Genomic DNA, 14289 nt, shown 5'->3' with positions numbered 1-14289 from the left:
GATCAGTCCTCCAGTACCGCGATGCCGGGAAGTTCCTTGCCCTCCAGATATTCCAGCGACGCACCGCCGCCGGTGGAGATATGCGAGAAACCGTTCTCGGGCAGACCCAGCGTACGCACGGCCGCGGCCGAATCGCCGCCGCCGACCACGCTGAACGCGCCCTTCTCGGTGGCCTTGACGATCGCCTCGGCGACGCCGCGGGTACCCGCGGCGAACTTCTCGAACTCGAACACGCCCATCGGGCCGTTCCAGAAGACCGTCTTCGCCTCGGTGAGCAGCGCGCCGAACCGGTCCACCGACTCCGGACCGACGTCCAGGCCCATCCAGCCCTCGGGAATCTCGTTGGCGGGCACCACCTTCGACTCGGCGTCGGCGGCGAACTTGTCGGCCACCACGATGTCGCGCGGCAGGTGGATGACATCGGCGTAGGTGTCGAGCAGCTTGCGGCAGGTGTCGATCATCTCCTCCTGCAGCAGCGAGGAGCCCACCGAAAGGCCCTGTGCCGCAAGGAAGGTGAAGCACATGCCGCCGCCGATCACCAGGGTGTCGACCTTGGGGGCCAGCGCCTCGATGACCGCGAGCTTGTCGGAGACCTTCGAGCCGCCCAGCACGACCGCGTACGGCCGCTCCGGCTCGCTCGTCAGCTTGCGCAGCACGTCGACCTCGGCGGCGACCAGTCCGCCCGCATAGTGCGGCAGCAGCTTGGCCACGTCGTAGACCGAGGCCTGCTTGCGGTGCACCACGCCGAAGCCGTCGGAGACGAAAGCGCCGTCGTCGCCGACCAATTCGACCAGGGCGCGGGCCAGCTTGCCGCGCTCGGCGTCGTCCTTGCTGGTCTCGCGGGGATCGAAGCGGATGTTCTCGAGCAGCAGCACGTCACCGTCGGTGAGGCCCTCCGAGCGCGCCAGCGCATCCTGGCCGACCACGTCACCGGCCAGCTGCACATTGCGGCCCAGTTCCTCCGACAGCTTCGCCGCGACCGGGGCCAGCGACAGCTTCGGGTCGGGCTCGCCCTTCGGGCGGCCCAGGTGGGCGGTGACGATCACCTTGGCACCGGCCTCGGCCAGCGCCTTGATGGTCGGGACCGAGGCGATGATGCGGCCCGGATCGGTGATGACACCGTTGTCGAGAGGCACGTTCAGGTCGGAGCGCACCAGCACGCCCCGACCCTCGACACCCTCGTTCAGCAGATCCTGGAGTGTCTTGACCGACATGGCGCTTACAGCGACTTGCCGACGAGGCCGACCAGGTCGGCGAGGCGGTTGGAGTAGCCCCACTCGTTGTCGTACCAGCCGAAGACCTTCACCTGATCGTCGATGACCTTGGTGATCGGCGCATCGAAGATGCAGGAGTGCGGGTCGGTGACGATATCGCTGGACACGATCGGGTCGGTGTTGTACTTCAGGATGCCCTTCAGCGCGCCCTCGGCGGCGGCCTTGAATGCGGCGTTGACCTCCTCGATCGAGGCCTTCTTGTTCAGCTGCGCGGTCAGGTCGGTGATCGAACCGGTCGGGACCGGGACACGCAGCGAGTAGCCGTCGAGCTTGCCGTTCAGCTCGGGCAGCACCAGGCCGATCGCCTTGGCAGCGCCGGTGCTGGTCGGCACGATGTTCAGGGCGGCGGCGCGGGCGCGGCGCAGATCCTTGTGCGGACCGTCCTGCAGGTTCTGGTCCTGAGTGTAGGCGTGGGTGGTGGTCATCAGGCCCTTGACGATGCCGAACTCATCGTTGAGCACCTTGGCCAGCGGGCCGAGGCAGTTCGTGGTGCACGAGGCGTTGGAGATGATGTTCTGGCTGCCGTCGTACTTGTCGTCGTTGACGCCCATGACGATGGTGATGTCCTCGTCCTTGGCGGGCGCGGAGATGATCACCTTCTTGGCGCCGGCGGCCAGGTGGCCCTTGGCCTTGGCGGCGTCGGTGAAGATGCCGGTCGACTCGACGACCACGTCGACGCCCAGGTCGCCCCACGGCAGCGCCGACGGGCCCTCCTTGATGGCCAGCGCCTTGATCCGCTGGTCGCCCACCACGATGGTGTCGTCGCCGTCGAGCGAGACGTCCTGCGGCAGCCGGCCGAGGATGGAGTCGTACTTGAGCAGCGTGGCCAGCGTGGCGTTGTCGGTGAGGTCGTTGACCGCGACAATTTCGATATCCGTGGTGCCGAGCGCCTTCTGCGCCTCGACCGCCCTGAAGAAGTTACGCCCGATGCGGCCGAAGCCGTTGATGCCTACCCGGACAGTCACGTTATCGCTCCTCAGCTTTCAAGCGGATTCGTTCCGTTGCACGTCCACCCTAATGCCCGCCTGTGATGGCACAGACATGCCCCTGCTCACAAGCGATCGTGCCGCTGACCGCCATTCCGGCCCGCTGCTGGGCGGAATGACCGACTCGGCCCGCAGGGCAGGCGGGCCGAGGGGTGGTCACCTACCCCGGACGGCCGAACTCACTGGCCGGCCTTGCGATCGAGCGCTCTCACCACGATGTCCTTCAGCTCCGCGATGCTCTCCTCTGTCGAGCGGAAGAACTCCCGGACCTCGCCCCGTAGTGCTTCGAACTTCCCTTCCAGGCGAGTCTGGCCGGCTTCCAGACGGGCGTGGGTGGCGTCGGACTGCTGAATGTGCTCGGCCAACTGTAGGCCCAGCGCATTGGTCAGCTCTCGTTGGATGTCGGCTTTGCGCTCCAGCGCGTCGAAGCGTCCGTCATGCGCGTCGACCTTCGCCTCGAGCGCGTCGAACCGTTGGTCGTGCGCGTCGAACCGTTGGTCGTGCGCGTCGAAGCGTTCGCCGTGCGCCTCGAACCGCTGCCGGTTCTCTTCATGATGGGCATCGACCTTCGCGCCGAGCGCATGCACGGCGGCGAGTGTCGCCAGGCCTTCGGCCTGATTTGCTTCCAGCGCGGCCACCCTTGCCTCCAGCTGAGCCAATGTCGTCATCGTCTCTCCCCCTTGTGCGTCCGTACCTTGTGATCAGGCTTGCGACCCTACCGGATCGAGGGTTACGCCGAGGCCGCACGAAGGGGTGCCTGTGGATCAATTCGAAGCTTGTGAACAACGAGTACTTCTACTCGAAAACCGCCGCCGCACAAGGGAGTAGACGCGACGACGGTCACCGGGCGATTACTGTCAGGCGTCCTCGAGAAGTTCGGCCGTCACCGCGGATTCGGTATCGGGAATGCCGAGTTCCTTGGCGCGGCGGTCGGCCATCGACAGCAGGCGGCGGATGCGGCCCGCCACCGCGTCCTTGGTCATCGGCGGATCGGCCAGCTGGCCCAGTTCCTCGAGGGAGGCCTGGCGATGCTGCACGCGCAGCTTGCCCGCGGCGGCCAAGTGGTCGGGCACGTCGTCGCCGAGGATCTCCAGCGCGCGCTCCACGCGCGCGGCCGCGGCGACCGCGGCCCGTGCCGAGCGGCGCAGGTTGGCGTCGTCGAAGTTGGCCAGCCGGTTGGCGGTGGCGCGGACCTCGCGGCGCATGCGCCGCTCCTCCCACGTCAACCGCGTGTCCTGGGCGCCCATCCGGGTGAGCAGCGCGCCGATGGCCTCGCCGTCGCGCACCACCACGCGGTCGGTGCCGCGTACCTCGCGGGCCTTGGCCGAGATGCCCATGCGCCGGGCCGCACCGACCAGGGCGAGCGCGGCCTCCGGTCCCGGGCAGCTCACCTCGAGCGCCGAGGAACGACCGGGCTCGGTGAGCGACCCGTGTGCGAGAAATGCTCCACGCCAAGCGGCTTCGGCGTCGGCGATGCTGCCGCCGACCACCTGGGCGGGCAGGCCGCGCACCGGGCGGCCGCGCACATCCAGCAGGCCGGTCTGGCGCGCCAGCGCCTCGCCTTCCTTCGACACCCGCACGACATACCGGGAGGTCTTGCGCAATCCACCGGCGCCGAGCACGTGCACGTCCGAGCCGTAGCCGTACAGCTCGAAGATCTCCCGGCGCAGCCGCCGCGCGATCGAGCCCATATCGACCTCGGCCTCGACGATCACGCGCCCGCCGACGATGTGCAGGCCGCCGGCGAACCGGAGTAGCGCCGACAGCTCCGCCTTGCGTGAACTCACCTGCGAGACGGACAGACGGCTCAGCTCGTCCTTCACCTCGGCTGTCATCGCCACGAGACCCGCTCCTTTCCACCCAACGCGGACCGCACCTGCTGGCCACGGTGCCGTCCTTCGACTCGAAGCCCTGCCAATTCCGGCCGAGGTTGCCGGATCACCTGATCCAGTGCGGCGGCTAGCTTTCCAGGGTGGTGCCGGTCCGTCCCCGCCTCGGCGACATCAGCGAAGGTTACTCGCGCACGCAGCTGTTCGGCAGCTCTTGCCACATGTTCGCGTTCCCTACCCTCCGGTACGGACCCGGAATCCACCACCACGTCGTCGACCGCGAAATCCGGTGCGTGCTGGGACAATACATGCAGGTGCCGCTCGGCGGAGAATCCGGCCGTCTCACCGGGCTCGGCGGCCAGGTTGAGTACCAGCACTTTTCGGGCACGCGTGTGGACCAGGGCCTCGTGCAGACCGGGCACCAGCACGTGGGGAATCACGCTGGTGAACCAGGAACCCGGCCCCAGAACCACCAGGTCGGCGTGTTCGATGGCCGCGGTCGCCTCCGGGCTGGCCGGGGGATCCTGCGGGATCAGCCGCACCCGGCGCACCTTACCGGGCGTGGTCGCGACGGCCACCTGACCGCGGATGCAGCGGCTGACCCGCGGGTCCGCCTCCAGGCCCGACACATCGGCCTCGATGGTCAGCGCGGTCGGGGACATCGGGAGCACCCGGCCGGTGATGCCGAGAATCTTGCCGGCCTCGTCGAGGGCGGCGACCGGATCGCCGAGCACTTCTGTCAAGCCCGCCAGAATCAGGTTGCCGACCGAATGCCCCGCCAGCGCACCGGTGCCGCCGAAGCGGTGCTGGACCGTGCGCGCCCACAACCCGTCGGTGTCGTCGGCCAGCGCCGCCAGCGCCATGCGCAGATCACCCGGCGGGAGCATGCCCAGTTCCGCGCGCAACCGTCCCGAGGAACCGCCGTCGTCGGCGACGGTCACCACCGCGGTGATGGCACGGGTGAGCAACCGCGCCGCGGACAGGGTCGCATACAGCCCGTGACCCCCGCCCAGCGCAACGATCGCGGGCGTTGTTTCGGCTTCTGTCATTCCCGCCCCAGGTCTCGGTGCACCACGCGCACGACATCGTCGTGCTCGGACTCGCCGAGCAACTCGCCCAGCGCCTCCGCTATCGCCACACTGCGGTGCTTACCGCCCGTGCAGCCCACTGCCACGGTCATGTATCGCTTCCCCTCTTGGCGGTACCCGTTGGTCGTCAGATCGATCAGGTGGCGGCAGGTCCGCAGGTAGTCCTCGGCGCCGGGCCGGGACAATACATACTCGCCGACCACCGCATCCTGCCCGGTGTGCTCGCGTAGCTCCGGAACCCAATGGGGATTGGGTAGGAAACGCAAATCAAACACCATGTCGGCGTCCAGCGGTACTCCGTACTTGAAACCGAACGATTGGATGGTGACCTGCAGTGCGGTGGGCACACCGGCGCCGTAGGCCTCTTCGAGCTTGCGGTGCAACTGGTGTACCGACAGCGCGGTGGTGTCGATGACCAGATCGGCGGCGGTCTTCACAGTCGCCAGCCGATGTCGCTCCGCAGTGATACCGGCCGACAGCGTACCGTCGGCGCTCTCGCTCTGTAACGGGTGGCGTCGGCGAGCGAATCCGAAGCGGCGAATCAGCACGTCGTCGGAGGCCTCGAGGAACAGCACCCGGGTGCGCACCCCGCCCGCGCGCAGCTGCTCGGTGACGCCGGACAGGTCGCCGGTGAAGAAGCGGCTGCGCACATCCATCACCAGGGCGAATTTGCGGATGGGCGGGTTGGCCGCCGCTCCCAGCTCCACCAGCCGGCCGATCAGTTCCGGCGGTAGATTGTCGGCAACGTACCAGCCGAGGTCCTCGAGCACGCGGGCCGCGGTGCCGCGACCGGCTCCGGACAGTCCGGTCACGATGACCACCTCGATCGGCCGGCCCTCGCCGTTACCGCTGCCGTTGCCACTGCCTGGTTCCGGCAGCGAGGTCGGCGACTGCGGGTCCACCGCGCTGCTGTTCGATTCGACGCTGGTCATGTCCGTCCGGATCCGTCTCTGCCTGTCATTCGATCATCCTGCCCTGTGCGGTGGCCCGATGACGGGCACACGCTACCGGCGAAACCGAGACGTGATGGTTCGCCGTTCATTCACCGTTGAGGGCCGCGAGCACCGCCTTTGCGGTCGCCACCCCGATGCCCGGCACCTCCGTGATCTCCTCTACCGTAGCCTCCTTCAGCCGCGCCACCGACCCGAAGTGGGTAACCAGCGCGGTGCGGCGCGACTCGCCGAGGCCACGCACCGAGTCCAGCGCGGAGGCGGTCATCCGGCGAGAGCGCTTGCTGCGGTGGAAGGTGATGGCGAACCTGTGCGCCTCGTCGCGGACCCGCTGCAGCAGATACAGCGATTCGCTGTTGCGCGGCATGATGACCGGATCGGGTTCGCCCGGCACCCACACCTCCTCCAGCCGCTTGGCCAGGCCGATCACCGCGACATCGGTGATGCCCAGTTCGTCGAGCACCTCGGCGGCGGCATTCACCTGCGGCGCGCCGCCGTCGACGACGAACAGGTTGGGCGGGTAGGAGAATTTGCGCGGCTTGCCGGTCTTGGGGTCGATACCCGGCGTCGGATTGTCGCCGTCCTCCTCCGCGAAGGCCTCCAGATCCTTTCGCAGCCGGTAGAACCGCCGCCGCGTCACCTCGGCGATGCTGGCGACGTCGTCGGAGCGGCCCTCGCCCGCGGCCTCCTTGATGGTGTAGTGCCGGTATTCGGATTTGCGCGCCAGCCCGTCCTCGAACACCACCAGCGAGGCCACCACATCGGTGCCCTGCACATGGCTGATGTCGACGCATTCGATGCGCAGCGGGGCACTGTCCAGATCCAGGGCGTCCTGAATGCCTTGCAGCGCCGCCGATCTCGCGGTCAGATCCCCGGCCCGCTTGAGCTTGTGCTGGGCCAGGGCCTCGCCGGCATTGCGCTGCACGGTCTCCATCAGCGCCTTCTTGTCGCCGCGCTGGGGCACCCGCAGCTGCACCGACGAGCCGCGCAGTTCCGACAGCCAGCGCTGGATCTGCTCCGGATCGCCGGGCAGCGAGGGCACCAGCACCTCGCGCGGGACCACCGTCGCCGGAGTCTCGGCGTCGGCGTCTTCGGCGAAGGCGGCCTGCTCGCCGTAGAACTGGGTGAGGAACTGCTCGACCAGAGCGGGCATCTCGCCCCCGGCTTCCACGTCGTCGACGGCGTCGCCGGACTTGTCGACCACCCAGCCGCGCTGACCGCGCACCCGGCCGTCGCGGACGTGGAAGATCTGCACGGCCGCCTCGAGTTCGTCGGTGGCGAAGGCGATCACATCGGCGTCGGTGCCGGTGCCCAGCACCACCGCCTGCTTCTCCAGCGCGCGCTTGAGCGCCTGCACGTCGTCGCGCAGCCGGGCGGCGGTCTCGAAATCCAATTCCGCTGCGGCGGCCTGCATTCGGCGTTCCAGCTCGCGCACCATCCGGTCGGTCTTACCGGAGAGAAAATCGCAGAAGTCCTCGGCGATGCGGCGGTGCTCCTCGGCACTCACCCGGCCGATACAGGGCGCCGAACACTTATCGATGTAGCCGAGCAGACACGGCCGCCCGATCTGCTGATGCCGCTTGAAGACCCCGTTCGAACAGGTGCGCACCGGAAACACCCGCAGCAGCAGATCCACCGTCTCGCGGATGGCCCAGGCGTGCGCGTAGGGGCCGAAGTAGCGCACCCCCTTCTTGCGCGCGCCCCGGTAGACGAATACCCGCGGATACTCCTCGTTCATGCTCACCGCGAGCATCGGATAGGTCTTGTCGTCGCGGTAGCGGACATTGAACCGCGGATCGAATTCCTTGATCCAGTTGTATTCCAGCTGAAGGGCTTCCACCTCGGTGGTCACCACGGTCCATTCGACACTGGCGGCCGAGGTGACCATCTGGCGGGTGCGCGGGTGCAGCGAGGCGACGTCGGCGAAGTAGGAGTTCAGCCGGCTGCGCAGGCTCTTCGCCTTGCCGACGTAGATGACCCGCCCGTGCGCGTCCCGGAACTTGTAGACGCCGGGTTCGACGGGGATGGTGCCCGGGGCGGGCCGGTAGGTCGCGGGATCTGCCACGGCAACCAGGTTAACGACCTGCACCGACAGGTGTGGCCGACCGGCCGACGGGAGCGGCGGCGCGCAATCGGCCGGCGCCGGCGGTGATCGCCTCGCACAGCGCCCGCTCCGGTTCCGAGAGCGTGCTGCGGCGGCGCAGCAGCACGAACTCCAGCTCCCCCAGCTCCGGCAGCCGCGCGTCCTCGACCGGGAAAAGCCCTGGCGGAAGCAGACTTTCGGCATGCACGATCACGCCGAGACCGGCCAGCACCGCGGCCCGCAGGCCCAGCTGACTGTCGCTGACGCAGGCGATCCGCCAGGTCCGCCCCTCGCGTTCGAGCGCCCGCAGCGCGACGTGGCGGGTGAGGCTCGGCGGCGGGAAGGTCACCAGCGGCACCGGATCGTCGAAACCCGTTGCGCCCGAACGCCCCGCCCACACCAGCCGGTCCCGCCACAGCAGTTCACCGTGTTGCTCGCCGGGCAGCCGCTTGCCGACCATCAGGTCCAGCTCCCCGGCCTCCATCCGGGTCTTGAGGGTCTCGCTGAGCCCGACGGTCAGCTCCAGATCCACGCCGGGATGGGTGCGCTGGAACTCCAGCAGCACATCCGGCAATTCCCGGGCCATCACGTCGTCGGAGGCGCCCAGCCGGATCAGGCCCGTCAGCCGCGAGTCGGAGAAGTAGCGCTCGGCCCGGGCCTGCGCGTCGAGGATGGCGCGGGCGAAGCCGACCATGGCCGCCCCGTCGGCGGTGAGGGCGAGATTGCGGGTGTCGCGGCGGAACAGCGCCCGCCCGGCCGCTTGTTCCAACCGCGCGATATGCCCGCTCACCGTGGATTGCCGCAGGCCCAGGATGCGGCCCGCGGCGGTGAAACCACCGGCCCGCTCGACGGCGAGAAAGGTGCGCAGCAAGTCCGGGTCGAACACGGCTATCACGATACGCGTTCAGAGATATCTCTTCCAACGTCTTTTGCGATCAGTAGTCGCGGGCCTACCGTTTGCTCGTGAAGTTCCTAGCCAAGCTCCGCATCGACGCCTTCATGCTCGGCATCCTCGCGAGCGTGCTGCTGGCGGCGCTGCTGCCCGCGCGCGGTAGCGCCGCCGATGTGCTGGACCACGCCACCACGATCGCGATCGGGGTGCTGTTCTTTCTCTACGGCGCCCGGCTGGAACCGCGCGAGGCGGTGGCCGGGCTGCGGCACTGGCGGCTGCACTCCACGGTGCTCGCGGTGACCTACGTCGTGTTCCCGCTGCTCGGGCTGGCGTTGCGGCTGCTGGTGCCGTCGGTGCTGACCGAGGACCTGTACACCGGCGTGCTGTATCTGTGCCTGCTACCGTCCACGGTGCAGTCGTCGATCGCATTCACCTCGATCGCGCGCGGGAATGTCGCGGGTGCGGTGGTCAGCGCGTCACTGTCGAATCTGATCGGCGTGTTCGCCACACCCCTGCTGGTGATGGTGCTGATGCACACCACCGGTGGCGCGACGGTCTCGCCCGGCGCGGTGCTGGCCATCGTGGTGCAGCTGCTGCTGCCGTTCGTGGCCGGACAGCTGCTGCGCTCGCGGCTGCGGTGGCTGCTGCGGCATACGGCGGTGACCCGGACAGTCGATCGGGGTTCGGTGTATCTGGTGGTCTACGCGGCATTCAGCGCGGGCATGGTCGAGCACATCTGGCGGGGTATCTCGCCGCTGTCGCTGGTCGCCGTGGTCGCCGTGTGCGCGGGATTGCTGGCGGTAGTGCTGGGCGTGACCGCGCTGGGCAGCCGGTTGTTCGGTTTCGAATGGGCCGACCGGATCGTGGTGATCTTCTGCGGTTCGAAGAAGAGCCTGGCCAGCGGGCTACCGATGGCAACGGTCCTATTCGCCGGGCATGCGGTGGGCCTGATCGTGCTGCCGCTGATGATCTTCCACCAGATCCAGCTGTTCACCTGTGCGGCCCTGGCGGGTCGTTGGGGGCGTGCGGCGGCCACTCGCGAGGAGCCGGCCGCTCAGGCAGTAACCGCCGGGACGTGACCCTGCACCGCCCGCTGCGCGGACGGCGCAGGGAATGAGAGGGGGGCACCGTGCAGGGAATGAGAGGGGGCACCCTGCAGGGAAGGAGAGGGGGCACCCTGCAGGGAAGGAGAGGGGGCACCCTGCAGGGAAGGAGAGGGGCACCGTGCAGGGAATGAGAGGGGGCACGGTGCAGGGACTGAAGAGGGCGGCCGTGCCGGGAGGCGAGAGGCTCGGCAGTCCAGGAAACCCAAGAGGCAAGCAGTCCAGAAGACCAAGAGGCAGGGTTTCCAACCTCCGTGGGCCTGCGCACTCATTCCCTGCGCGTTGACTATCTCATTCCCTGCACGGCGGCCCCCAGGGCCGCCGTGCAGGGTCCTGGGGGGAACGATGCGGGGAAGGTGAGGGTCTGCTGCCGATTCCGTGTTGCCGGTGGGTAGCCCGTACCCTAGCCCGGTGACATCCCCCAGCACCTTGCGTTCCGGTGCGCTGTCCCTGGCATCGAGTGTGGTGATCGGGGTGGCGTCCGCGGGACCGGCCTACAGCATCACTGCCACCCTCGGCCTGGTGGTCGCCGCGGTCGGGTTGCAGGCGCCGATCATCGTGTTGCTGGCCTTCGTGCCGATGCTGCTGGTGGCCATCGGGTATCGCGAGCTGAATCAGGTGGAGCCGGATCCGGGGACCACCTTCGTCTGGGCCACCCGCGCGTTCGGACCGTTCACCGGATGGATGTCGGGCTGGGCGATCGTGGTGTCGGATTTGCTGGTCATGGCGAGCCTGGCGCAGATCAGCGCGCAGTACACCTTCCTGCTGCTCGGCGCGCACGGGATCGGCTCGGATCCGACCAGCGGCTGGGTGCTGCTGCTGGGCGTCTGCTATCTGATCGTGATGACGCTGGTGGCGGTGTGCGGGATCGACGTGTCGGCGCGGCTGCAGTCGGCGCTGCTCACCGTCGAATTCGGGATGCTGGTGCTGTTCTCGGTGGTGGCGCTGATCCGGGTGGCCACCGGGCACGCGCCGCAGGGGTCGAGCGTGCCGCACCTGTCGTGGTTCGATCCGTTCGCCATCGGCACGTTCTCCGATTTCGTGACCGCCGTGCTGCTGATGGTGTTCATCTATTGGGGCTGGGATTCGGCGGTGTCGGTGAATCAGGAGACGGTCGATCCCCGGCGCACCCCCGGCCGGTCCGCGGTGCTGTCGACGGTCACGCTGGTGGCGCTGTATCTGCTGGTGACCGTCGCGGGCCAGGCCTTCGCCGGAGCCGGGAAGGACGGCCTGGGGCTGGCGAATCCGGCCCACGTCGACGACGTGCTGGGCGCGCTGGGAAGCGCGGTGTTCGGCGACGGGCCGATCGGGTCGGCGCTGGTGCACCTGCTGTTCCTGATGGTGCTCACCTCCGCGGCTGCCTCGACCCAGACGACGATCCTGCCGACCGCCCGCACCACATACTCGATGGCGCTGCACCACGCCTTGCCGAAATCGTTCGGCCGCATCGATCCGCGGTGGCTGACTCCGGCGTTCTCGACCATCGTGTTCGGTGCCCTGTCGATCGCGCTGTATGTGGCGCTGAACTTCGTCTCCGGCGGCCGCCTGATCGCCGAGGCGGTGACGGCCATCGGCATCTCGATCGGGCTCTACTACGGCCTGACCGGGCTCAGCTGCGCCTGGCTGTATCGCCACGAATTCACCTCCGGCGCACGGACTTTCCTGGTGAAGGGGCTGCTGCCCGCCTGCGGCGGGGTGGCACTGCTGTTCGCGGCGGGCTGGACGGCGGTGACGTCGTGGACGCCGGGCGAGGGTGACGCGTCGTGGCAGCTGCCGGTGCCGCCGCACTGGCGGATCGGCGCGATCTTCCTGCTCGGGGTGGGCACGCTGCTGCTCGGTGTGCCGCTGTATCTGTTGCTGGCGTGGGCCATGCCCAGGTTCTTCCGCGGGCAGGTGCTGGCGCGACGACTGCCGCGTCCGTCGGACGGCATGGCCGTCGAGGATGCGCTGTCGCGCACCTGAATCCGCTACCGGGTGATCGGGAAGCGGGTACTGCCGTCGTCTCCGGCGGGGATGATCGGCAGCACGACCGAGGACGGGTGGTCGGGGTCGTGGAAGATGGTCTGCGTCGCGCCCTGGGTGTTCGCGCTCTGCCCGAACGGTTCACCGGTGTTGGGGTTGGGCGCATACTGCGGATAGTCGCTCGAGGAGATCTCGAGGCGGATCCGCGACCCCGCCTTCACCAGATAGCTGGTGGGCCATATCCGAATCGTGTACTGGTAGGGCTGTCCGGGCACGATCGGTGTCGGATGCTCCAGCGAATCACGGAATGCCGCCCGGATGATGCCGTTGTTGAGGTTGACCGTGGACCCGTCGGGAGCGACCGCGACCAGCTTGGCCGTGAAGTCGGTGTCGGGCGCGGTGGAGGCGGCCCACAGCTTCACCTCGGTCGGGCCGGTGATCTCGGTGTCGGTCGGCATCGGATCGGTGGTATAGGTCAACACATCCGAACGCTGTTCCACCACATACTGATCGAACGGGCCCTGCGGTCCCGTGGACGCGCCACAGCAGGAGTGTCCGCCCGCGCTGGGCACCGGGTCGAGGGGGTTGTAGTAGTACCGGTCCGGTTCCTGGGGATCCTTCGGCGCGTCCGGGGTCAGCGCTCCCTTGCGGCCGGGCAGTGACATGTTGCCGTCGCCGGAGAAGTAGTAGGTGGTCCACTTCGTGTTCGGCAGCGGCCAGGCATCGGCCTGCTTCCACCGATTCGCACCCATCACGAAGTAGTCGACACGCGGCCGTCCGGACACCGCGGTGTCCTTGCCTTTGAGGAAGTGGTCGAACCAGGCCAGCATCAACTCGTTGACGGGACTGTCACCCGCGGGTCCGGCGGCGGCGAGCATGGGCGCGGACACATTCGTGCCCGGCCTGCCCCATCCGACATGATCCCAGGGCCCGATCACGAGGCGCTGGTTGCGGCGGGCCTCGTCGCTGCCGCCGCTTTTCACCATGCCCGCGAAGTTGTCGGCGCCACCGGCGAGGAAGGCGTCGTACCAGCCTGCGATATTCAGCACGGGCACTTTCACATTCGCGTAGCGGTCGCGGATGCTCCACTGCTTCCAGTAGTCGTCACGGGTCGAGTGACGGATCCAGTCGAAGTACCACGGCGCCACCGCCGGATCGCCGGGATGCATCGGCGGGAACTGCTGATACGGCCGATACGCCAGCCACCGGGTGTGCTCCTCGGCGTCGGCCTCGAGCTGTTTGGCGGTCGCGGTGTCGCCCCGATTGAGCGCGGCCGTGCGGGCGATGGTGTCCATGGCCCACGGTTCGACGAAGCCGAGCCGGAACGCGCCGCCCTCGTAGGTCCAGCCGTCGTAGTAGTCGGCGGAGGTGTTGGCCGGAACGATCGTGGTCAGATGCGGCGGCGCGCCCACCGCGGCCAGCCACTGGGTGGCGCCGACATACGACGACCCGTACATCCCCACCTTGCCGTTCGAACCCGGCAGGGCCGCAGCCCATTCCACCGAGTCGTAGCCGTCGTTCAGGTCGTTGCCGAATTCGGTGAACGTGCCGCCCGATTTCCCCTGCCCCCGAATGTCCTGTACGACAACCAGATAGCAGTGCGAGGCGAACCAGTCCGGCGACTGATACCGGTAGGGCTGGATCTGGGCGGAGGATTTGCCGTACTGGGTGCGCATCAACACGACCGGCACCGGGTCGGCGGTCTGCGGGCGATAGACGTCGGCCTTCAGCACGACGCCGTCACGCATGGTGGCGGGCACATCCTCCTGTTTGCCGACCGCGCACGATCCGCGGCCCTCCGCGGGCGGCCAAGCCCCTGGCTTCGATACCCCTGTGCCGGAGTCGGTTCCGGAGCCACCGCATCCACTGGCGACCAGCACCGCGATCACCGCCACTGCGCCGGAGCGAAGGATTCGGTTGGAGCGCATCCGATTCCACAGCACCGACCGACGGTAACACCGAACGGAATTATCCGCGAGGCGGCTCGAAGTGCCTCCGGCGCTGGGGAGGGAGCGGCGTGTACTGGGCCAAGGCTCTCGCGACGCGTTCGATCAGCTCGACCGGTGGCAGTTCGAACGCTTTGACCGGCACACACCATGTCGCGCCCGGAACACGTTCTGGA

Annotated in this window: 11 protein-coding genes; 2 read left to right on the top strand and 9 right to left on the bottom strand. The window is 68.3% G+C overall.

Annotated elements, in window-relative coordinates:
• Positions 1–2 precede the first annotated feature (2 nt).
• From IU452_RS21045 to IU452_RS21010, 8 genes are all read right to left on the bottom strand, one after another.
• A complete protein-coding gene (locus IU452_RS21045) occupies positions 3–1214 on the bottom strand; it encodes a phosphoglycerate kinase (RefSeq protein ID WP_195110839.1) in 1212 nt (403 codons plus the stop codon).
• Between the two features lie 5 nt (positions 1215–1219).
• Entirely contained in the window at positions 1220–2239 is a 1020-nt protein-coding gene (gene gap, locus IU452_RS21040) for a type I glyceraldehyde-3-phosphate dehydrogenase (protein ID WP_195110838.1), read from the bottom strand.
• A gap of 200 nt (positions 2240–2439) precedes the next feature.
• Positions 2440–2928 carry a hypothetical protein gene (locus IU452_RS39560; RefSeq protein WP_195110837.1) on the bottom strand — a complete coding sequence of 163 codons (489 nt, stop codon included), beginning with the start codon at positions 2926–2928 and terminating at the stop codon, positions 2440–2442.
• 189 nt (positions 2929–3117) lie between these two features.
• On the bottom strand, positions 3118–4095 hold the full coding sequence (whiA, locus tag IU452_RS21030; RefSeq protein WP_195111266.1) for a DNA-binding protein WhiA: 978 nt from the start codon (positions 4093–4095) through the stop codon (positions 3118–3120).
• Positions 4092–5138 (bottom strand): gluconeogenesis factor YvcK family protein, encoded by a 1047-nt coding sequence (locus tag IU452_RS21025; protein ID WP_195110836.1) that lies wholly within the window; start codon positions 5136–5138, stop codon positions 4092–4094. Before IU452_RS21025 ends, whiA begins: the two co-directional genes overlap by 4 nt.
• Complete coding sequence (gene rapZ, locus IU452_RS21020; RefSeq protein WP_195110835.1) at positions 5135–6109, bottom strand: RNase adapter RapZ; 975 nt, start codon at positions 6107–6109, stop codon at positions 5135–5137. The genes IU452_RS21025 and rapZ overlap by 4 nt, the downstream gene beginning before the upstream one ends.
• A 106-nt stretch (positions 6110–6215) precedes the next feature.
• Positions 6216–8192: an excinuclease ABC subunit UvrC gene (gene uvrC / locus IU452_RS21015; RefSeq protein ID WP_195110834.1), complete on the bottom strand. Its 1977-nt coding sequence runs from the start codon at positions 8190–8192 to the stop codon at positions 6216–6218.
• A gap of 10 nt (positions 8193–8202) precedes the next feature.
• Positions 8203–9102 (bottom strand): LysR substrate-binding domain-containing protein, encoded by a 900-nt coding sequence (locus IU452_RS21010; RefSeq protein WP_195111265.1) that lies wholly within the window; start codon positions 9100–9102, stop codon positions 8203–8205.
• 71 nt (positions 9103–9173) lie between these two features.
• On the opposite strand from IU452_RS21010, the gene IU452_RS21005 reads away from it, so the two are divergent.
• A complete protein-coding gene (locus IU452_RS21005) occupies positions 9174–10181 on the top strand; it encodes a bile acid:sodium symporter family protein (protein ID WP_195110833.1) in 1008 nt (335 codons plus the stop codon).
• A 435-nt stretch (positions 10182–10616) separates the two neighbouring features.
• The gene (locus tag IU452_RS21000; protein WP_324192733.1) at positions 10617–12167 is read left to right on the top strand and encodes an APC family permease; all 1551 of its coding nucleotides are present in this window, start codon (positions 10617–10619) and stop codon (positions 12165–12167) included.
• Between the two features lie 5 nt (positions 12168–12172).
• On the opposite strand, the gene IU452_RS20995 is transcribed toward IU452_RS21000, so the two are convergent.
• Positions 12173–14095, bottom strand: a complete 1923-nt coding sequence (locus tag IU452_RS20995; RefSeq protein ID WP_195111264.1) for a CocE/NonD family hydrolase — start codon at positions 14093–14095, stop codon at positions 12173–12175.
• Between the last annotated feature and the right edge of the window lie 194 nt (positions 14096–14289).

This window comes from Nocardia transvalensis (genome assembly GCF_015477765.1).
Lineage (GTDB): Bacteria > Actinomycetota > Actinomycetes > Mycobacteriales > Mycobacteriaceae > Nocardia > Nocardia transvalensis_A.
The sequence above is the reverse complement of the archived record's forward strand: the minus strand, read 5'-3'. Positions and strand labels throughout refer to the sequence as shown.